The following is a 21,399-nucleotide window of genomic DNA, read 5'->3' as shown; positions in this document are numbered from 1 at the left end:
GCGGGCACCGAATTTTTCGCCTCCATGGGTCTGGCGGCGCAGGCTGTAGAAAAGGCTTGCGCCCATCACCCCTCTCGTTGCCCAGACGTTAAGTCCCGCTCAACCCTGCTGCCGTTGGCAGGCGTTTCGCCCCGAGCAGGCCCGCTAGACTCTCGCCCATGGATTACGACATGCCTTTGGCTTCCCAGGCTTCGGCCGCTTCCCATGCGAACCCCTTTGCCGATGACGGCCAAGCCGACAGTGGCCCCGCGCAGGTGGACATCGCGCTCGGCGACCGCAGTTACCCCATCGTCATCGGCGAAAAGCTGCTGGGTCACTCGAGCACTTACCAGGCCCTGCCGGCCGCCGCTTCGGCATTGATCGTCACCAATTCGACGGTCGCTCCGCTGTACGCCCAGCGCCTGCACGATGCATTGACGGCCCGCTACCCCCGCGTGCTGCAGGTGGTGTTGCCCGACGGTGAAGAACACAAGACTTGGCAGACGCTCAACCTCATCTTCGATGCGCTGCTGTCCAACGGCTGCGACCGCAAGACCGTGATGTTCGCGCTGGGCGGTGGCGTGGTGGGCGATATGACGGGGTTTGCCGCGGCCAGCTACATGCGGGGCGTGCCTTTCGTGCAGGTGCCCACCACGCTGCTGGCGCAGGTGGATTCCTCGGTGGGCGGCAAGACGGCCATCAACCACCCGCTGGGCAAGAACATGATCGGGGCGTTCTACCAGCCGCAACTGGTGGTGTGCGACCTCGCCACCCTCGACACCTTGCCACCCCGCGAGCTGAGCGCTGGGCTGGCGGAAGTGCTCAAGTACGGCCCCATTGCCGACATGGCGTTCCTCGGCTGGCTCGAAACCTCCATCGACGCCTTGCGTGCTGGCGACCATGCTGCTTTGGCGCATGCGGTGCGGCGCAGTTGCGAAATCAAGGCGTTCGTGGTCGGGCAGGACGAGCGGGAAGCCGGCCTGCGCGCGATCCTCAACTTCGGCCACACGTTCGGCCACGCGATCGAGGCGGGCATGGGCTATGGTGTCTGGCTGCATGGCGAAGGCGTGGCGGCAGGGATGGTGATGGCGGCAGAGCTGTCGCGCCGGCTGGGGCTGGTCGATGCGGCATTCGTGCAGCGCCTGCGCGAACTGATCGAGCGGGCCGGCCTGCCGGTGCGCGGCCCGGTGATCGACGCTCGCGACAACGCGGGTCGCTATCTGGAATTGATGCGCGTCGACAAGAAATCCGAGGGCGGCGAGATCCGTTTCGTCGTGATCGACGGCCCGGGGCGTGCGGCGGTTCGCCCGGCGCCGGACGCCATGGTGCGTGAAGTCATCGATGCCTGTTGCGCATGATTGCTATAAAAATCATAGCTATACACCGGGATAAATAATGCGCTGGAGGCCATTTTGATGCAGCAAGCCGGGTTTGCGCCCTACGCCTGTGATCCCGCTGAGAGCCGGGGCCGGCGCCACGCCCAGCCCGCGGCCCCCACGCGCTCTGAATACCAGCGCGACCGGGACCGCATCGTGCACTGCACGGCCTTTCGCCGGCTGGTCTACAAGACGCAGGTGTTCCTGAACCACGAAGGCGATCTGTTTCGCACGCGGCTCACGCATTCGCTCGAAGTGGCCCAGCTGGGCCGGTCGATCGCCCGGTCGCTGCGCATCAACGAAGACCTGGTGGAGGCCATCTCGCTGGCGCATGACCTGGGGCACACCCCGTTCGGCCACGCGGGGCAGGACGCGCTGCACGAATGCATGGCCCGGCATGGCGGCTTCGAGCACAACCTGCAGAGCCTGCGCGTGGTGGACGAACTGGAAGAGCGCTATCCCGACTACAACGGCTTGAACCTGACCTTCGAGGCGCGCGAAGGCATCCTCAAGCACTGTTCCCGCGCCAATGCCGAGCGCATGGAAGCGCTGGAGCCCGGCGGCATCGGCCAGCGGTTCCTGAAGCGCGAGCAGCCCAGCCTGGAGGCGCAGTTGTGCAACCTGGCCGACGAGATCGCCTACAACGCGCACGACATCGATGACGGCGTGCGCTCCGGCCTCATCACCATGGCGCAGCTGAGCGAGGTGCCCTTGTTCGAGCGCTTCCGCGCCGAGGCGGAGCGCGACCATCCCCATTTGGCGGAGCCTGCCGGCCAGCGCCGCCTGTTGAACGAAGCGATCCGGCGCATGCTCAGCGCGCAGGTGTACGACGTGATCGATGCCACGAACGCAGCCATTGCCCAAGCCGCCCCATCCCACGTGGACGATGTGCGCGGGGCGCCGCCGCTGGTGTCGTTCAGCGCGGAAATGCGCGCACAGTCGCAGGCTTTGAAGCGGTTCCTGTTCCAGAACCTGTACCGCCATCCGCAGGTGATGGAAACCACCGGCCGGGCCCAGCAAGTGGTGCGCGATCTGTTCGATGCCTATTCGCGCTCGCCCGAGGCCATGAAGCCCCGCTTTGCCGCACGGGCGGCGGCAGCCAGCGAGGCCCAGCGCATGCGCACAGTGGCCGACTTCATCGCCGGCATGACGGACCGTTTCGCGGTGCGCGAGCACGAACGGCTGACCGGGCAGCGGCTGCTGGCCTGAAGACCTGAGGCATTGGTGGAGGCCTGGGCTATTCAGCGGCAGGCCGATAAAATGGGCGCCCCCGCTGAAAGCCCTTTCCATGACCGAAACCCTCCCTTTGCCGATGCCCGCTTCTTTCCCGCACGACACCGTGAAAGAGGACATGGTGCGCTGGCTGGAGCGTGCGGTCATCGGCCTCAACCTGTGCCCGTTCGCCAAGGCGGTGCATGTGAAAGAGCAGATCCATTACGTCGTGAGCGAAGCCACCGATGGCCGGGCCTTGCTGGAGGATCTGCAGCGCGAGCTGGAGGCGCTGGCGGAAATCTCTCCGGAGCGGCGCGACACCACCCTGCTGATGGCGCCGGGCTGCATGGAAGATTTTCTGGATTTCAACGACTTCCTCGCGCTGGCCGACGATCTGGTCGAGGCCATGGACTTAGGGGGCATCCTTCAGGTGGCCTCGTTCCACCCCCAGTTCCAGTTCGAAGGCACGGACGTGGATGACGTGACCAACAGCACCAACCGCGCGCCGTACCCCACGCTGCACCTTCTGCGCGAGGACAGCATCGACCGGGCGGTGGAGGCTTTTCCTGAAGCCGAGGCGATCTTCGAGCGCAACATCGAAGTGCTGGAAGAGCTGGGTGCCGACGGCTGGAAGGCGCTGGACGTGGGGCCGCGCTGCCCGGTGGCTGCTGCGGGTTCCACGGGTGCCGGAGAGCGCGCATGAAGCGCCCAAAAGGCATCGCCGGGCAAGACAAATCTTCTTCCCCATCGGCGAAGGTATCGCCCGAGGACCAGGTGCTGCAGGAGTTGCGGCCGGGCCAGTCCATCGAGCTTTTGAAAGCGCTGCACATCCTCACCCGGGAAGGGCGCCTCAACCAGGATTCACGGCGCAAGCTCAAGCAGGTCTATCACCTGTTCCAATTCATCGAGCCGCTGCTGCAAGAGCTGTCGCAGGACGGCCATGCTGCCACGCTGGCGGACCACGGGGCGGGCAAGTCGTACCTGGGCTTCATCCTGTACGACCTGTTCTTCAAGGCGCTGGGGCGTGGACACATCTACGGCATCGAGACACGCGCCGAACTGGTGGAGCATTCGCGTGCACTGGCCCAGCGGTTGGAGTTCGAGCGCATGTCGTTCCTGAACCTGTCGGTCGCCGAGTCCACCGACGCCGCCGCGCTGCCGCAGCGCATCGATGTGGTGACGGCCTTGCATGCCTGCGACACCGCCACGGACGACGCCATCGCCTTCGGGCTGGCCAAGCAGGCCCGCGCCATGGTGCTGGTGCCGTGCTGCCAGGCCGAAGTGGCGGCCTGCCTGCGCCAGGGCAAGGCGCTGCAGCTGTCGCGCACGCCGCTGGCGGAGCTGTGGCGCCACCCGCTGCACACGCGCGAGATGGGCAGCCAGATCACCAACGTGCTGCGCTGCCTGCACCTGGAGGCCAGCGGCTACCAGGTCACGGTGACCGAACTGGTGGGCTGGGAACACAGCATGAAGAACGAGCTGATCGTGGCCCGCTACACCGGCCAGAAAAAGCGCAGCGCCGCCGAGCGGCTGCGTGCGATCCTGGCGGAATTCGGGCTGGAGCAGACGCTGGCCGCCCGGTTCGGCCTGGATGCCGAGACCGCCCTGCAGGAAGCGCCTGCGTCGGCTTGAGGGCAGGAGCGGCGCATCCAGCGCCTCGTCGGCGACAGCGGCAGGATTTAGAGCTTTTCGTGCTCCTACCGCCGTATTCATTGCGGATGGTGCTATGAAAAAGATAGCATCATTACCTCATAATTACTGACGTTCCACTGCCGGGCGACCAGCCGGCCCAATGATGATCGGGCTGCAATCCAGCGCAGACCGGCGCCCGATTCTCATTACCATGGCGCCAGCTTCACTCCGCGCGATCCCCACGCCATGGCCCGACTGCCCCGCCTCACCCTTGCCGGCTACCCGCACCATGTGATCCAGCGCGGCAACAACCGCCAGGCCATTTTTGCGGACCGGCAAGACCACGAGACGATGCTGGCGCTGCTGACCGCGCAGGCGCGGCGCTGCAACGTGGCCGTGCACGCCTATGTGCTCATGGGCAACCATTTCCACCTGCTGGCCACGCCTCAAACCGCCGATGGCCTGCCGCTGATGATGCAGGCGGTGGGCCGCAGCTACGTGCGCTATTTCAACAACCGCCACACCCGCACGGGCACCCTTTGGGAGGGGCGATACCGCTCCACCGTGCTGCAGCCCGAGCGCTACCTGCTCACCTGCATGGCCTACATCGACCTGAATCCCGTGCGCTCCGGGCTGGTCGGCCAGGCGGTGGACTATCCCTGGTCGAGCCACGCCCATTGCCTGGGCCTGCAAAGCGACCGGCTCATCACGCCGCACGCGCTGTTCTGGGCGCTGGGCAACACGCCCTTTGCCCGCGAGGTGGCCTATGCCGCGCTGGTCCAGGCCGGAATCAGCGGCCTGCAGCAACAGGCGCTGACCGACTCGGCGCTGTCCGGATGGGCTTTGGGCGAGCCTTCTTTCGTACAGGATTTGCAGCGCCAGACCGAACGCAGGGTCGTGAAGGGCAAGGCAGGGCGCCCGCCCGCCATGCCCAAGGCTGTCACTGAATAGCCCAGCAGCCTATGTGTCCAATAGGCTTATTGCTCCTATATTTGATATGTCCCCAATAAAAGTAAATGCGATAAATTCTCATCGATAATTTGTATCTGACCCTAATTAAAGTGCTTGCCCGACATTGCTGCAATGCACTAACCTTGCGCTCCCTGCGACCTATTTCCCGAGGAGAGCGCCATGACGACGGCTGCCGAAATCAAACACCTGCAACAGCACGGCCTGTATTCATCCAGCAATGAGCACGATGCGTGCGGCCTGGGCTTCGTGGCCCACATCAAGGGGGTGAAGCGCCACGACATCGTGACGCAGGCGCTCAAGATCCTCGAAAACATCGACCACCGCGGCGCGGTCGGTGCCGACAAGCTCATGGGCGACGGCGCGGGCATCCTGATCCAGATCCCCGACGCGCTCTACCGCGAAGAAATGGCCCGGGCCGGCACGGCGCCCGACGGCACCACCGGCGTCAAGCTGCCCCCGGCCGGCGAATACGGCGTCGGCATGATCTTCCTGCCCAAGGAGCACGCCTCCCGCCTGGCTTGCGAGCAGGAGATGGAGCGCGCCATCAAGGCCGAAGGCCAGGTGCTGCTCGGCTGGCGCGATGTGCCGGTCAACCGCGACATGCCCATGTCGCCCACCGTGCGCAAGAAGGAGCCCATCCTGCGCCAAGTCTTCATCGGCCGCGGCAACGACGTGATCGTGCAGGACGCGCTGGAGCGCAAGCTGTACGTGATCCGCAAGACGGCCAGCGCCGCCATCCAGAACCTCAAGCTCAAGCACAGCAAAGAGTATTACGTGCCGAGCATGTCCAGCCGCACGGTGGTCTACAAGGGCCTGCTGCTGGCCGATCAGGTCGGCACCTATTACCTGGATCTGCAGGACGAGCGCTGCGTCTCGGCCGTGGGCCTGGTGCACCAGCGCTTTTCGACCAACACGTTCCCCGAATGGCCGCTGGCCCACCCGTACCGCTACGTGGCGCACAACGGTGAGATCAACACCGTCAAGGGCAACTACAACTGGATGAAGGCCCGCGAAGGCGTGATGGCCTCGCCCGTGCTCGCGGCCGACCTGAAGAAGCTCTACCCCATCAGCTTCGCCGACCAGTCCGACACCGCCACGTTCGACAACTGCCTCGAACTGCTGACCATGGCCGGCTACCCCATCAGCCAGGCCGTGATGATGATGATCCCCGAGCCGTGGGAGCAGCACACCACCATGGACGAGCGCCGCCGCGCCTTCTATGAGTACCACGCCGCGATGATGGAACCCTGGGACGGCCCGGCCTCCATCGTGTTCACCGACGGCCGCCAGATCGGCGCCACGCTGGACCGCAACGGCCTGCGCCCTTCGCGCTACTGCATCACCGACGACGACCTGGTCGTGATGGCGTCCGAATCGGGCGTGCTGCCCATTCCCGAAAACAAGATCGTGCGCAAGTGGCGCCTGCAGCCCGGCAAGATGTTCCTGATCGATCTGGAACAGGGCCGCATGATCGACGACGACGAGCTCAAGGCCAACGTCGTCAACACCAAGCCCTACAAGCAGTGGATCGAGAACCTGCGCATCAAGCTCGACAGCGTGGGCGGCGAAGTCCCTGCGGGCCCGCAGCCGGCCGAGCTGCCGCTGCTCGACCGCCAGCAGGCCTTCGGCTACACGCAGGAAGACATCAAGTTCCTGATGGCCCCCATGGCCAAGAACGGTGAAGAGGGCATCGGCTCCATGGGCAACGACAGCCCGCTGGCCGTGCTCTCGGGCAAGAACAAGCCGCTGTACAACTACTTCAAGCAGTTGTTCGCCCAGGTGACGAACCCTCCGATCGACCCGATCCGCGAGGCGATCGTGATGTCGCTCAACAGCTTCATCGGCCCCAAGCCCAACCTGCTGGACATCAACCAGGTCAACCCGCCGATGCGGCTCGAAGTGAGCCAGCCGGTGCTCGACTTCGCGGGCATGGCCAAGCTGCATTCCATCGAACAGCACACGCAAGGCAAGTTCAAGAGCGCGACCATCGACATCACCTATCCGCTGGACTGGGGCCGCGAAGGCGTCGAGGCCAAGCTGGCTTCGCTGTGCGCGCAGGCGGTCGATGCCATCAAGGGCGGCGCCAACATCCTCATCATCAGCGACCGCGCGGTGAGCGCCACGCAGGTGGCCATTCCTGCGCTGCTGGCGCTGTCGGCCATCCACCAGCACCTGGTGCGCGAGGGCCTGCGCACCACGGCCGGCCTGGTCGTGGAGACCGGCACGGCGCGTGAAGTGCACCACTTCGCCGTGCTGGCCGGCTACGGCGCCGAGGCCGTGCACCCCTACCTCGCCATGGAAACCCTGGCCGAGATGCACGCCGGCATGCCGGGCGACCTGTCGCCTGAAAAGGCCATCTACAACTACGTGAAGGCCATCGGCAAGGGCCTGTCCAAGATCATGTCCAAGATGGGCGTGTCCACGTACATGAGCTACTGCGGCGCGCAGCTGTTCGAGGCCATCGGCCTGAACACCGACACCGTGGGCAAGTACTTCACTGGCACCGCCAGCCGCGTGGAAGGCATCGGCGTGTTCGAGATCGCCGAAGAAGCCATCCGCATGCACAAGGCCGCGTTCGGCGACGACCCGGTGCTGGAAACCATGCTGGACGCCGGCGGCGAATACGCCTGGCGCGCACGCGGCGAAGAGCACATGTGGAGCCCCGACGCCATCGCCAAGCTGCAGCATTCCACCCGTGCCAACAACTGGAACACGTACAAGGAATACGCCCAGCTCATCAACGACCAGAGCCGCCGCCACATGACGCTGCGCGGCCTGTTCGAATTCAAGTTCGACCCCGCCAAGGCCATTCCGGTGGACGAGGTCGAGTCGGCCAAGGAAATCGTCAAGCGCTTCGCCACGGGCGCCATGTCGCTGGGCTCCATCTCCACCGAAGCGCATGCCACGCTGGCCGTGGCCATGAACCGCATCGGCGGCAAGAGCAACACGGGCGAGGGCGGCGAAGACGCGGCGCGCTACCGCCAGGAACTGAAGGGCATTCCGATCAAGCAGGGCGACACCCTGAAGAGCGTGATCGGCGCCGAGAACGTCGAGGTCGACCTGACGCTGCAGGACGGCGATTCGCTGCGCTCCAAGATCAAGCAGGTCGCGTCGGGCCGCTTCGGCGTCACGGCCGAATACCTGTCGTCGGCCGACCAGATCCAGATCAAGATGGCCCAGGGCGCCAAGCCGGGCGAGGGCGGCCAGCTGCCCGGCGGCAAGGTCACCAACTACATCGGCAAGCTGCGCCACAGCGTACCGGGCGTGGGCCTGATCTCGCCACCGCCGCACCACGACATCTATTCGATCGAAGACCTGGCCCAGCTGATCCACGACCTCAAGAACGTGGCGCCGCACGCCAGCATCAGCACCAAGCTGGTGTCCGAAGTGGGCGTGGGCACCATCGCCGCGGGCGTGACCAAGTGCAAGAGCGACCACCTCGTGATCGCCGGGCACGACGGCGGCACGGGCGCATCGCCCTGGTCGTCCATCAAGCATGCGGGCGGCCCGTGGGAAATCGGCCTGGCCGAAACCCAGCAGACCCTGGTGCTGAACCGCCTGCGCGGCCGCGTGCGCGTGCAGGCCGACGGCCAGATGAAGACCGGCCGCGACGTCGCCATCGGCGCGCTGCTGGGCGCGGATGAATTCGGCTTCGCCACCGCGCCGCTGGTGGTCGAGGGCTGCATCATGATGCGCAAGTGCCACCTGAACACCTGCCCCGTGGGCGTGGCCACGCAGGACCCCGAGCTGCGCAAGAAGTTCTCGGGCAAGCCCGAGCACGTGGTGAACTACTTCTTCTTCATCGCCGAAGAAGTTCGCCAGATCATGGCCCAGCTGGGCATCGCCAAGTTCGACGACCTCATCGGCCGCACCGATCTGCTCGACATTCGCGCCGGCATTGCCCACTGGAAGGCTCGGGGCCTTGATTTCAGCCGCCTGTTCGCCCAGCCGAACGTGCCGGCCGACGTGCCGCGCTACCACGTGGACGTGCAGGACCACAACATCGAAAAGACGCTGGACCGCAAGCTCATCGAACGCAGCCAGCCTGCCATCGAAAAGGGCGAGCGCGTGCAGTTCATCGAAGTGGCGCGCAACGTGAACCGCTCGGTGGGCGCGATGCTCTCCGGCGCCGTGACCCGCGCGCATCCCGAAGGGCTGCCCGACGACACGATCCGCATCCAGCTGGAAGGCACGGGCGGGCAGTCGTTCGGTGCGTTCCTCACGCGCGGCATCACGCTGTACCTGATCGGCGATGCGAACGACTACACCGGCAAGGGCCTGTCGGGCGGCCGCGTGATCGTGCGCCCCAGCATCGATTTTCGCGGCGACACCACGCGCAACACCATCGTGGGCAACACGGTGATGTACGGCGCGACCAGCGGTGAATCGTTCTTCGGCGGCGTGGCGGGCGAACGCTTCGCGGTGCGCCTGTCCGGAGCGTCCACCGTGGTGGAAGGCACCGGCGACCATGGCTGCGAATACATGACGGGCGGCACCGTGGTGGTGCTCGGCAAGACGGGCCGCAACTTCGCGGCCGGCATGAGCGGCGGCGTGGCCTACGTGTACGACGAAGACGGCCTGTTCGACACCCGCTGCAACCTGTCCATGGTGACGCTGGAGCGCATCCTGCCCGGCGACGAGCAGACCGCCAGCATCTCGCGCGGCATCTGGCACCGCGACCAGACCGACGAAGCCCAGCTCAAGAAGATGCTGGAAGACCACAACCGCTGGACCGGCAGCAAGCGTGCGCGCGAGCTGCTGGACAACTGGGCGGCTTCCCGCGCCAAGTTCGTGAAGGTGTTCCCGACCGAATACAAGCGCGCGCTGTCCGAAATCCATGAACGCAAGGTGCTGGAGGACCCCGCGACCCCCGCGGTCGCCAACCCTCCGAAGGAAACGGTGCCGGCCAAGTAACCCGGCGCACGCACCACCTTCCGCACAGCATTCACCGACAAGGACACGATCATCATGGGAAAGACCACCGGCTTCATGGAGTACGAGCGCATCGAAGAGGGCTACAAGCCCATCGGCGAGCGCCTGAAGCATTACAAGGAATTCGTCATCGGCCTCGATGACACGCAAGCCAAGATCCAGGGCGCGCGCTGCATGGACTGCGGCACGCCGTTCTGCAACAACGGCTGCCCGGTCAACAACATCATTCCGGACTTCAACGACCTGGTGTACCAGCAGGACTGGAAGAGCGCCATCGCGGTGCTGCACAGCACCAACAACTTTCCGGAGTTCACCGGCCGCATCTGCCCCGCGCCCTGCGAGGCGGCCTGCGTGCTCAACGTGAACGACGACCCGGTGGGCATCAAGTCCATCGAGCACGCCATCATCGACCGCGCCTGGGCCGAAGGCTGGGTCAAGCCCCTGCCCCCGAAGCACAAGACGGGCAAGAAGGTCGCCGTGGTGGGTTCCGGCCCGGCCGGCATGGCGGCGGCGCAGCAACTGGCTCGCGCAGGGCACGACGTGACGCTGTTCGAGAAGAACGACCGCATCGGCGGCCTGCTGCGTTACGGCATTCCCGACTTCAAGATGGAGAAGTCGCACATCGACCGGCGCGCCGACCAGATGGCCGCCGAGGGCGTAACCATTCGCACCGGCGTGTTCATTGGCGCGGCGAAGGACGGCCTGGGCAAGGGCTCCAAGGTCACCAACTGGGCCAAGGAAACCATCACGCCCGAGCAACTGCATAAGGACTTCGACGCCGTGCTGCTCACGGGCGGCGCCGAGCAGTCGCGCGATCTGCCCGTGCCCGGCCGGGACCTGGATGGCGTGCATTTCGCGATGGAGTTTTTGCCGCAGCAGAACAAGGTCAACGCGGGCGACAAGCTCAAGGGCCAGTTGCGTGCCGACGGCAAGCACGTCATCGTGATCGGTGGCGGCGACACCGGCAGCGATTGCGTGGGCACCAGCAACCGCCACGGCGCGGTAAGCGTCACGCAGTTCGAACTGATGCCCCAGCCGCCCGAGGTGGAAAACCGCCCCATGACCTGGCCCTACTGGCCGATCAAGCTGCGCACCAGCTCCAGCCACGAAGAAGGCTGCGAACGCGAATTCGCCATCTCCACCAAGGAATTCATCGGTGAAAAAGGCAAGGTCACCGGCCTGAAGACCGTCCGCGTGGAATGGAAGGAAGGCAAGATGGTCGAGGTGGCCGGCTCCGAGCAGATCCTGAAGGCCGACCTCGTGCTGCTGGCCATGGGCTTCGTGAGCCCGGTCGCTCCGGTGCTCGAAGCCTTCGGCGTGGACAAGGACGCCCGCGGCAACGCCAAGGCCACCACCGACTTCGACGGCGGCTACGCCACCAACGTGCCCAAGGTGTTTGCCGCCGGTGACATTCGCCGGGGCCAGTCCCTGGTGGTGTGGGCCATCCGCGAAGGCCGCCAGGCCGCGCGTTCGGTGGACGAGTTCCTGATGGGGTACTCCGACCTGCCGCGCTGACCCGCCTCAAAAGCGCATGCCGCAGAAACAACGGCGCTCTTCAGAGCGCCGTTTTTCTTGGGACTGGTGGCGCGTGCGGGCAAAAAAAAGCCCCTGCCGTCATGGCAGGGGCTTTTGGCATCGTTGCCTCGGTAAGAAGTGAAAGGTGATGGCGCACAGCCCTTTCACCTTTCCTTCCTTTTCTACCTCCCTCTCTCCCTCTCTACGGACTCAGGGAAATTTCTTTCACGTCGTGTCCAGACGTTGGATTCTGTCGGTCCACCTGTTTTTTGCCCTTAACAGCGGCTGAGAAATCCTTAAAAAACCTGAAATCTCGACGCCGTCACCAGACCGCGAGTTGGCTGCCGCGCGATGCAATCGTTGCAGGATGGCTTGGCGCCGCCCCGAGCGACTTCCAGCCCCGCTGCCCTGGTGGTTGCTTTTGCTTTCATCATGGATTTGCTATCAATATATGAGCAATATGCCGCCGTATTCATTGCGCTGAAGGCCTTTTTGATCCAAAGGCCTTGGCCATCAGAACTTGTACTGCATGCCCACCGTCACCTGCCGCGGGCTGCCCGGCATGACCCAGACGCGGTTGTAGGCGCTGTGGTAGTAGGTCTTGTCGAACAGGTTGTCCACGTCCAGCGACACGCGCAGGCGCTTGTTCAGGTTCCAGTAGGTGGTCAGCTTGGCGACCGTGTAGGCAGGCAGGCGGGGCTCTCCGGTGTCGCCGTGGCGCTCGCCCACGTGGGTGAAGCCGCCGCCCACGCCCAGCAGGCCGCCGCCGGCCAGCGCCATCTCGTGCGTGACGAAGGCGCTGGCGCTCTGGCGCGCGAACTGGGTGATGAGCGGGTCGGCGTCCAGATAGGTGTAGCTCAGCGCCACGCGCCAGCCGGGCGCGACCCAGCCGGCAAGTTCCGCCTCCAGCCCGCGGTTGCGCACCTTGCCCGGCCGCGGCACGAGGTACACGCCGTCGTCGTCCCAGGTCGCCGTGTTGCGCTTGCTGATGTCGAACAGCGCCACGCTGCCGCCCAGGCGCGCATCGGCGCTTTGCCACTTCACGCCCAACTCGCGCGCGTTGCCGATCTCCGGCTTGATCTGCTCGCCCGCGGCCTTGGTCTGGGCCTGCGCGCGGAAGGACCGGCCGGCGCTGGCATACACCGACAGCTCGGGCGTGGCCAGCCAGGTCAGTCCCAGGCGAGGGGAGGTGGCGCTCGGGTCCTGCGTGGTGATGCGGCCCGCGCTGCGCTCGTTGATCTCGCCGCGGTAGCGGTCGTGGCGCACGCCGGCCAGCAGTTTCCACTGGGGCGAGAGGCTGATCTGATCCTGCGCGTAGAAGGCGGTGGTGCGGTCGTTCACCGTGCGGTCGATGGCGCGCGCGGTGAGCGCCGGGCGCGGTCCGGCGCCATACACCGGGTTGGCCACGCTGATGCCGTAGCCGAATCGCCCGCCGCCCGCCTGCGTGAGCATGGTCTGGTCCATGTCGAAGCGCGACACCTCGGCGCCGACCAGCAGGTCGTGCTGGAACGCGCCGGTCGCCAGGCGGCCGTTGAGGTCGATCTGCACCGTGGTGTCGTCGGACTGGAAGTCGCGGCTGATGAGCCGGCGGCACAGCCAGCCGCTGGCCTCGACCGAGGTCTGGCAGGGCGCGGGGCCGTACTGGTGGGATTCGCTGGCCAGGCCGTCGAGCGTGCCGCGCTTGTATTGCAGGCCGGCGCGCAGGCTCCAGTCGGCCGACAGGGCCTGCTCCAGGAAGAACTGGTGCGTCTGGTTGTCCACCGTGATGTCACCGTCGCCGGGCTCGCCGTAAAAGCGCGAGGTAGGCACGGCGCCCAGCTGGCCGTTGACCGACGTCACGCCCCGGTCCAGCGGCGCGCGCTGGCGCAGCCACTCGCCGTCGTAGCGCAGCACCGTGTCGGGGCCGAGCTTCCAGGTGATGGCCGGGGCGATCAGTTCGCGGCGGCTGTGCACGAAGTCGCGAAAGCTGTCCTTGTCTTCCACCGATACGTTGAGCCGGTAGGCCAGCGTGGCGGGCTCGGTGGCGCTGCCGTTCAGCGGGCCGGTGCTGTCGAGCGCCAGGCGCTTGGCGTCGTGCGTGCCGTAGTACGCCTCCACCGAATGGGCCGACTTGAAAAGGGGCTGCTTGGTGACCACGTTCACCGTGCCACCGGGCTCGCTGCTGCCGTACAGCGCACCCATGGTGCCCTTGAGGAATTCGAAGCGCTCCACGTTGGCCGTGTCGCGCGGCGCATTGAAGCCGCGGTTGGCGGGCATGCCGTTGCGCAGCAGGCTCATGCCCATGTCTTCATGCCCCACGAAGCCGCGCATGGCCACGTTGTCCCAGATGCCGCCGAAGTTGTTCTGCCGCGAGACGCCGGCCACGTAGTCCAGCACATCGTCCAGCCGCTGGGCGCCCAGGTCGTCCACCAGTTGCCGCGTGACCACGCGCACCGCCTGGGGCACTTCGCGCAGCGGCGTGTCGGTCTTGGTGGCGCCTTCCGATTCCTGCGCGTGGTACTGCCCGGACTGCTGGCGGCCGACCACTTCGGTCGTGGGCAGCTGGGGCTCGGCCGACGTGCCCGGCGCCTGTCCCTGGGCGAACGAGGGCAGGGCGGCACCCTGCACCAGCGCTGCGAGGCTGGCGGCCGCCAGCAGCGACCGGCGTGGCGCGCGGGCCTTGTTGCTGCCGGTGGTGGCAGCGGCGGCGGTGGAGATGGAGGCGGGAATGCGGTGGCCGGCGGCCGATGGGCGGTGCATGAAAAGCTTCTCTCGTTGGTGGTACGAAAGAGAAGACACGCGGCGCCGGCCGAAGGGGACAGCGATTGCGCGATTTTTTTCAACGCGTGGGCACGCCGGTTCCGTCGCCGGCCCTGGCCTGCGCTGGCGTGGTGGCCGCGGGGCGGCCAGGACAGCCGTCAGAACGTGTGCTTCGCCGTGAAGGTGACGTTGCGCGGCGCGCCGGGCACCACCCACACGCTGTTGTAAGCGCTGGCGTAGTAACGCCGGTCGAACGCGTTGTCCACCTGCAGCGAAAGCCGCAGCGACGGCCCTGCCTGCCAGTGCGCGAGCAGCCGCGTGGTGGTGTAGGCCGGCAGCCGGGGCGAGCCTGCATCGCCCGTGCGCTCGCCCACGTGCGTGAGGCCGCCGCCGATGCCGACCGTGTGGCCTTCTGCGCTGCCAGCGCTGCCGTCCAGCGTCCATTCGCGCACCAGCAGCACGCTGCCGCTCGCACGCGGAAACTGCGGCAATGCCCGCTGCAGCCAGGCCGCGCCGGCCACCACGTTCCAGCCCGGCACGGGGCGGCCCGTCAGTTCGAACTCCACGCCCCGGCTGCGCACGCGGCCCGCCGCCACGCTGTGGTCGGGGTTCTGCGGATCGGTGACGAGTACGTTGCGCTTGGCGATGTCGTAGAGCGCGAGCGATGCCGACAGCCGGCCTTCGGGCGGTTGCCATTTCACGCCGACTTCGCGCGCCAGGCCTTTTTCGGGGGCGAACGCGCTGCCCTGCACATCGACCCCCACGTTCGGGCGAAACGAAGCGCCGACGCTGCCGTACACCGCCCAGCCCAGCGCCGGCAGCCAGGTGAGGCCCGCGCGCGGCGAGAACGCGCCCTGCGCCTGGCGCCGCGTGCCGCCGGCCAGCCGGTCGTCCACCGCCTGGTGGAAGCTGTCGTGGCGCAGGCCCAGCAGCGCCTGCCACTGCGGCGCGAGCTGGATCTGGTCCTGCACATACAGGCCCACGCCGCGCTGGCGTTCGTCGGTGGACAGGAAGTCCTGCGTGGCCGGCCGCAAGGCTCCGTGCACCGGGTCGCGCACGTCGATGCCGTCGCTCTCCCAGGCGCTCGCCGGTGCCTGCTGCATGACCTGCGCAAGCCGGAAGCGGAACACCTCCGCCCCCGCCAGCAGCGTGTGCTGCAGCCCGCCGGCCGCCCACTGGCCCTGCAGATCGATCTGGCCCGACCGGTCGGACGACGCGAAGTCGCGCCAGCGCCGCTGGCGCCACAGCCAGCCGCGCGCCTCCAGGTCGGCCAGGGCATCGCCGTAGCCGTGGCCGTAGGTGGTGGTGCCCCGCATGGTGCCGCGCCGCGCCATCAGGCCCGCATGCAGCCGCCAGCCCGGGGCCAGCGCGTGCTCCAGCAGCCACTGGTGCGTCTGGTTGACCATGGCGAGGTCGCCATCGCCGGGCTCGCCGTAGAACGCGTTGATCGGCACCGTGCCGACCTGCCCGCCGAGCGCGACCACGCCGCGGTCCAGCGGTGCGCGCTGGCGCAGCCATTCGCCGTCGTAGCGCAGCGTGGTGGCGTCGCCCAGGCGCCAGGTGAGCGCGGGCGCCAGCATGTCGCGGCGCGTGCGGACGTGCTCGCGAAAGCTGTCCCGGTCTTCGGCCACCGCCGTGAGCCGGTAGGCGATGCGTGCAGGCGCGGGCGGGCCGTCAACGCTTTCTACCCCCGCGTCCAGCGGCCCGCCCAGCGTGAGCGCGGCGCGCCGGGCGTGCCAGCGGCCCAGGCTCCATTCGAGGGTGCGCAGCGGCTCCCACGGCGCTGGTTGCGTCACCACGTTGATGGTGCCGCCGGGCTCCGAGACGCCGTACAGCGCGGCCACCGGACCGCGCAGGAATTCGAAGCGCTGCACGTTGGCGGTGTCGCGCGGCGCGTTGTAGCCGCGGTTGCCGGCCATGCCGTTGCGCAGCAGGCTCATGCCCGTGTCTTCATGGCCCGCGAAGCCGCGCACGGCCACGTTGTCCCAGGTGCCGCCGAAGTCGTTCTGGCGCGATACGCCGGGCACGTAATCCAGCGCGTTGTCCAGCCGCGTGGCGCCCAGCGTGTCCAGCGCCTCGCGCGACACGGCCGACAGGGCCTGCGGCACGGCCAGGGCGGGCGTGTCCGTTCGCGTGGCCGCGCCGGCCGCATCTGTGGGGGGCCAAGCCATTGGGCCGCCAGACGCTGCGTCGCGCCGCGCCGTCACTCGCACCACGGGCAGCACCTGGGCGTCGGGTCCGGGCAGCGCAGGCGAGGGCGCCACCGTCTGCCGCCGCAGCACGAACACGCCGGGCGATTCTTCGGCCGCCGCGAGCCCGCTGCCCGACAGCAACCGCGCCAGGGCTTCGGCAGCCGTGAGCCGGCCGGCCACGTCTGGCGCCTGCACACCGCGCAGCAGGGCCGCATCGGCCTGCACCGAAGCGCCGGTCTGGGCCGCCAGCGCGGGCAGCCGGTCGGCGAGCGGCCCTGCCTGCAGATCGATGGGGAGCGGCCCGGGGCCCGCTGCGTGCGCGATGGTGGCGCAGGCCAGCAGCCACAGCGCCAGAGAACCGGCCGATGCGCGCACGCGGGCCATCAGCCTGCTGTTTCGGCCGGCAGCACCCGCGCCCAGTAGCGTGTGCGCCAGGCTATGCGCACGGGCAGAGTGCGGGGCAGGGCATTGAGCACGGCATCGCTGCGGTCGATCTGGAACGCGCCGGTGATGCGCAGCCCGGCCACGGCCGGGTCGCACTGCACCACGCCGGCGCGGTAGCGCGCAAGCTCGTTGAGGAAGTCGCCCAGCGGCTGGTTGCGCGCCACCAGCAGGCCTTCGGTCCAGCGCCCGGCGAACGGGTCGGCCGGCGCGGCAGGCGCCAGTTCGCCGGCCGTGAAGCGCAGCGCCTGGCCTGCCGCCACCGTCTGCGCCAGCCCCTCGGCCGTGCGCACGGCCACGGCCCCTTCGTGCACCGTGAGGCCGCAGCCATCGGGCGCATCGCGCATCACGAAGCGCGTGCCCAGCGGGCGCAATTCGCCTTCGCGGGTGGTGAGCACGAAAGGCCGGGGCGCGGCGGCCTGCCGATCCGCAGCGGTTTCGATCAGCACCTCGCCACGCAACAGCCGCACGCTGCGCAGCGTGGGCGAATAGGCCACGTCGATGGCGGTGGCGGTGTTGAGCCAGATGCGCGTGCCATCCGGCAGGGTGATGTCCTGGCGCTCTCCCAGCGCGGTGCGGTGGTCGGCCGTCCACGCCGTGCCCCACTGCCGCCAGGCCAGGTGCGCGGCGGGCACCGCCATCACCAGCCCGCCCAGGGCACGCAGCGCGCGGCGGCGGCCCGTGTCGCGTGCGCGGCCCAGCACGGCCTGGGCGAGTGGCGGCGTGATCAGGCCCAGTTGCGCCTGCATGCGCTGCGCGCGCTGCCAGGCCCGTTCGTTGTCGGGCTGGGCGGTGCGCCAGCGTTCGCAGGCTGCGTGGTCCTGCGCGGTGGCGTGGCCGCTGTGCAGCCGGGCCAGCCATTGGGCGGCGGCGCGCACGGCGTTGCGGTCCAGCGGCACGGCTTCGGGCGAGGGCACCGGCGAGGCCGCGCCGGCCGGTTCTGCGCTGCCGCTCACTCCACCGCCAGGATGCACGCCTCGAACGCCTGCGCCATGTAGCGCTTGACGCTGCGCTCGGTCACGCCCAGCGTGGCGGCGATGCGCGCGTAATCCTGTCCGTCGATCTGCGAGAGCAGGAAGGCCCGCCGCGCACGGTCGGACAGGCCGGCCAGCGCGGTGTCGAGCCGGTGCAGCGCCTGGCGCGCCATGGCGTGCTGTTCGGCCGACGGTAGCTGTGCCTCGGGCAGCGTGGCCAGTGCATCGAGCCAGGCGCGCTCCAGCGACAGGCGGCGAAAGTGGTTGGCAACGAGCCGGCCCGCCACGGTGACCAGGTAGGCGCGGGGCTCGCGGGGGGCAGCGTCATCGCTGCTGTGGCTGTTGTTGTTACTGCCGAGGCTGCCCAGCCGGTGCACGAGCAGGCGCACGAAGGTGTCCTGTGCCAGGTCGGCCGCCTGGTGCGGGCAGCCCAGCTTGGCCCGCAGCCAGCCCAGCAGCCAGCGGTGGTGCTCCCCGTACAGGCGGCCGATCTCGTCGGACGGCCGGGCGGCGGGCAGGGCGGCAGGGTGAGCGGCGGACGCGGGAGCCACGGGCAGGAATCCGATCGAAGGGTGCCCAGGCGGGCTTGTCAATGAGAATGTGTCGCATTATCTCATCCGTAGCGCAGTGGACGGCGCGCCTGCCGAGCCGGGTGTGGTTTTCCGGTGCAGGCATTCGCAATGCCGGTTTGCTATTGTTTTAATAGCTAACTGCCGGCGTATTGATTGCGCTGGAGGCCATTTTGGTGCTGAACGCTGTTTGGAGTGACGCACCGCTTTGGAGCGCTTTCCGGGTCTCGGAGACAATATCGCCCTGGACCCACTCCCTTCGCGCGTGGCCGCCTGCCCTTCGCAGGCCGCCGCGCGCGTCTGCTTTTCGTCTCCCTGGAAACCCCTCACTCAAAGCCATGAAAAAGATTGCAGCCGTTTTATTGATGTCCCTGGGCGCCCTGCTGGCCGGTTGCGGCAAGAACGACAGTGCGCAGCAGCCTGCGACCGCTGCCGCACCTGCCCCCGCCGCCGTCACCAAGATCGTGGTGGGCCTGGACGACAACTTCCCGCCCATGGGCTTTCGCGACGAGAAGAACACGCTGGTGGGCTTCGACATCGACATGGCGCGCGAAGCGGCCAAGCGCATGGGCGTGGAGGTCGAGTTCAAGCCGATCGACTGGAGCGCCAAGGAGGCCGAGCTGTCCGGCCAGCGCGTCGATGCGCTGTGGAACGGCCTGACCATCACGCCCGAGCGCAAGCAGAACATCGCCTTCACCGCGCCCTACATGGAGAACCACCAGATCGTCGTGGTCTCCGCCAAGTCCGCCATCAAGACCAAGGCCGATCTGGCCGGCAAGGTGGTGGGCGCGCAGGAAGGCAGCAGCGCGGTCGATGCGGTCAAGAAGGAAGACGCCGTGTTCAAGTCGTTCAAGGAATTCAAGACCTTCGGCGACAACGTGACCGCGCTCATGGACCTGTCCACCGGCCGCCTCGAAGCCGTGGTGGTCGATGAAGTGGTGGGCCGCTACTACGTGGCCAAGAAGCCCGCCGACTATGCCGTGCTGGATGAAAACTTCGGCACCGAAGACTACGGCGTGGGCGTGCGCAAGGACGACACCGCGCTGCAGGGCCGCCTGGACAAAGCCCTGGCCGACATGAAGCAGGACGGCACCGCCGGCAAGATCGCCACGCAGTGGTTCGGTAAGAACATCGTTAAATAAAGAACAACCCCCTGAGGCGCTGCGCGCCTTCCCCCTTCTCTCGCTTCACTGCGTGATGCGGGAAGGGGGACGCAGCCGGCGCGGCGGGGCGGCCCTTGCGCGGCTGCCGCTGGTCTCGGGCCGCGCCAGTTGCCCAGTCTGTAGGCATTGCCGGCCACAGTCGTTTAGCCATGGACTCTCGTAGCGCATAGATGGATTACGTTCTCTCTCTTCTAGGGCCGATGGCGCAGGGCGCCGCAGTGACCCTGAAGCTCTTCGCCATCACGCTGGTGCTGGCTGTGCCGCTCGGCCTCGCGCTGGCGCTGGCACGCGTGTCGCGCTTCGCGCCGCTGTCGGGGCTGGTCAACGGCTATATCTGGCTCATGCGCGGCACGCCGCTCATGCTGCAGATGCTGTTCATCTATTTCGCGCTGCCGTTCGTGCCGGTCATCGGTGTGCGGCTGCCCGACTTTCCCGCGGCCGTGGTGGCCTTCGCGCTCAACTACGCGGCGTATTTCGCCGAGATCTTCCGCGCCGGCATCCAGTCGATCGACCGGGGGCAGTACGAAGGCGCCAAGGTGCTGGGCATGACATACGGCCAGACCATGCGCCGCATCGTGCTGCCGCAGATGGTGCGCCGCATCCTGCCGCCCATGAGCAACGAGACGATCACGCTGGTCAAGGACACGTCGCTGATCTACGTGCTGGCGCTCAACGACCTGCTGCGGGCTGCGCGCGGCATCGTGCAGCGCGACTTCACGACCACGCCGTTCATCGTGGCCGCGGCTTTCTATCTGACCATGACCCTGGTGCTCACCTGGGGCTTCCAGCGCCTGGAGAAACGCTATGCCAAACACGACGAATGACGCCGCTGGCGCCGCGCCGATGATCCAGGCGCGCGGCCTGCACAAGGCCTTCGGCGCCACGCCGGTGCTGCGCGACGTGTCGCTCACCCTCGGCCGGGGCGAGGTCGTGGCGGTGATCGGGCCGTCGGGCTCGGGCAAGAGCACGTTCCTGCGCTGCCTGAACCACCTGGAAACCATCGACGCCGGCCACATCGCCATCGAAGGCGAGGTGCTGGCCACCACCGACGCGGCGGGCCGCTGCACCTACGTGCCCGAAGCCCGCGTGCGCGGCATCTGCCGCAAGATGGGCATGGTGTTCCAGTCGTTCAATCTGTTCCCGCACCTGACCGTGCTGCAGAACCTCATCGAGGCGCCCATGGTGGTGCGCGGCGTGCCGCGTGAGGCCGCCGTGGCGCGTGCCGAGGCGCTGCTGGCCAAGGTGGGCCTGTCCGAAAAGCGCGACAACTTCCCCGGCCGCCTGTCGGGCGGGCAAAAGCAGCGCGTGGCCATCGCCCGCGCGCTGGCCATGGAGCCCGACATCCTGCTGTTCGACGAACCCACGTCCGCGCTCGACCCCGAACTGACCGGCGAGGTGCTGCGCACCATGCGCGAACTGGCGCGCGAGCGCATGACCATGCTGGTCGTCACCCACGAGATGGGCTTTGCCCGCGAGGTGGCCCACCGCGTGGTGTTCATGGACCGGGGCGAGCTCATCGAATCGGCCCCGGCGGCGGAGTTTTTCGCCAATCCGCAACATGCGCGCACCCAGGCATTTCTTCGCAGCATGCTTTGACCGGCGGGCCATGGCCTTGGAGAATCAAAGCCAAATCGGCCACCAGCGCAATCACCACTAGGGCACATTGCTATAAAAAGCAGAGCATCTATTTTTGCGATGGCTTT

Annotated in this window: 14 protein-coding genes; 10 read left to right on the top strand and 4 right to left on the bottom strand. The window is 67.5% G+C overall.

Going from position 1 to position 21,399, the window contains the following annotated elements:
* Nucleotides 1-170 precede the first annotated feature (170 nt).
* The 7 genes from aroB to BLT03_RS10385 all read left to right on the top strand — a co-directional run bounded on the left by aroB (nt 171) and on the right by BLT03_RS10385 (nt 11,618).
* Entirely contained in the window at nt 171-1,337 is a 1,167-nt protein-coding gene (aroB, locus tag BLT03_RS10415) for a 3-dehydroquinate synthase (RefSeq protein WP_092743575.1), read from the top strand.
* Nucleotides 1,338-1,394: 57 nt separating this feature from the next.
* A complete protein-coding gene (locus tag BLT03_RS10410) occupies nt 1,395-2,564 on the top strand; it encodes a deoxyguanosinetriphosphate triphosphohydrolase (protein ID WP_092743277.1) in 1,170 nt (389 codons plus the stop codon).
* 79 nt (nt 2,565-2,643) lie between these two features.
* Nucleotides 2,644-3,270 carry a DUF1415 domain-containing protein gene (locus tag BLT03_RS10405; RefSeq protein WP_092743275.1) on the top strand — a complete coding sequence of 209 codons (627 nt, stop codon included), beginning with the start codon at nt 2,644-2,646 and terminating at the stop codon, nt 3,268-3,270.
* The gene (locus BLT03_RS10400; protein ID WP_092743273.1) at nt 3,267-4,199 is read left to right on the top strand and encodes a class I SAM-dependent methyltransferase; all 933 of its coding nucleotides are present in this window, start codon (nt 3,267-3,269) and stop codon (nt 4,197-4,199) included. Before BLT03_RS10405 ends, BLT03_RS10400 begins: the two co-directional genes overlap by 4 nt.
* 246 nt (nt 4,200-4,445) lie before the next feature.
* Nucleotides 4,446-5,150: a transposase gene (locus tag BLT03_RS10395; protein WP_092743271.1), complete on the top strand. Its 705-nt coding sequence runs from the start codon at nt 4,446-4,448 to the stop codon at nt 5,148-5,150.
* 180 nt (nt 5,151-5,330) lie between these two features.
* Entirely contained in the window at nt 5,331-10,085 is a 4,755-nt protein-coding gene (locus BLT03_RS10390) for a glutamate synthase-related protein (RefSeq protein ID WP_092743269.1), read from the top strand.
* Between the two features lie 54 nt (nt 10,086-10,139).
* Nucleotides 10,140-11,618 carry a glutamate synthase subunit beta gene (locus BLT03_RS10385; RefSeq protein WP_092743267.1) on the top strand — a complete coding sequence of 493 codons (1,479 nt, stop codon included), beginning with the start codon at nt 10,140-10,142 and terminating at the stop codon, nt 11,616-11,618.
* Between the two features lie 513 nt (nt 11,619-12,131).
* Here the strand turns inward: BLT03_RS10385 and BLT03_RS10380 are convergent.
* From BLT03_RS10380 to BLT03_RS10365, 4 genes are all read right to left on the bottom strand, one after another.
* Entirely contained in the window at nt 12,132-14,357 is a 2,226-nt protein-coding gene (locus tag BLT03_RS10380; RefSeq protein ID WP_092743265.1) for a TonB-dependent siderophore receptor, read from the bottom strand.
* Nucleotides 14,358-14,515: 158 nt separating this feature from the next.
* Nucleotides 14,516-16,933: a TonB-dependent siderophore receptor gene (locus tag BLT03_RS10375; RefSeq protein WP_092743263.1), complete on the bottom strand. Its 2,418-nt coding sequence runs from the start codon at nt 16,931-16,933 to the stop codon at nt 14,516-14,518.
* On the bottom strand, nt 16,933-17,946 hold the full coding sequence (locus BLT03_RS10370; RefSeq protein WP_245711323.1) for a FecR domain-containing protein: 1,014 nt from the start codon (nt 17,944-17,946) through the stop codon (nt 16,933-16,935). Before BLT03_RS10370 ends, BLT03_RS10375 begins: the two co-directional genes overlap by 1 nt.
* Nucleotides 17,943-18,515, bottom strand: a complete 573-nt coding sequence (locus BLT03_RS10365; RefSeq protein ID WP_434802344.1) for a sigma-70 family RNA polymerase sigma factor — start codon at nt 18,513-18,515, stop codon at nt 17,943-17,945. The genes BLT03_RS10370 and BLT03_RS10365 overlap by 4 nt, the downstream gene beginning before the upstream one ends.
* A 356-nt stretch (nt 18,516-18,871) precedes the next feature.
* On the opposite strand from BLT03_RS10365, the gene BLT03_RS10360 reads away from it, so the two are divergent.
* From BLT03_RS10360 to BLT03_RS10350, 3 genes are all read left to right on the top strand, one after another.
* Complete coding sequence (locus BLT03_RS10360) at nt 18,872-19,675, top strand: amino acid ABC transporter substrate-binding protein (protein ID WP_092743261.1); 804 nt, start codon at nt 18,872-18,874, stop codon at nt 19,673-19,675.
* A gap of 191 nt (nt 19,676-19,866) precedes the next feature.
* On the top strand, nt 19,867-20,520 hold the full coding sequence (locus tag BLT03_RS10355; protein WP_092743259.1) for an amino acid ABC transporter permease: 654 nt from the start codon (nt 19,867-19,869) through the stop codon (nt 20,518-20,520).
* The gene (locus tag BLT03_RS10350; RefSeq protein WP_092743257.1) at nt 20,501-21,292 is read left to right on the top strand and encodes an amino acid ABC transporter ATP-binding protein; all 792 of its coding nucleotides are present in this window, start codon (nt 20,501-20,503) and stop codon (nt 21,290-21,292) included. The genes BLT03_RS10355 and BLT03_RS10350 overlap by 20 nt, the downstream gene beginning before the upstream one ends.
* The last annotated feature ends 107 nt before the right edge of the window (nt 21,293-21,399 follow it).

The organism is Paracidovorax valerianellae (genome assembly GCF_900102625.1).
Taxonomy (GTDB): Bacteria; Pseudomonadota; Gammaproteobacteria; order Burkholderiales; family Burkholderiaceae_C; genus Paracidovorax; species Paracidovorax valerianellae.
Note: the sequence above shows the minus strand (reverse complement) of the source record. Positions and strands in the feature narration are given on the sequence as shown.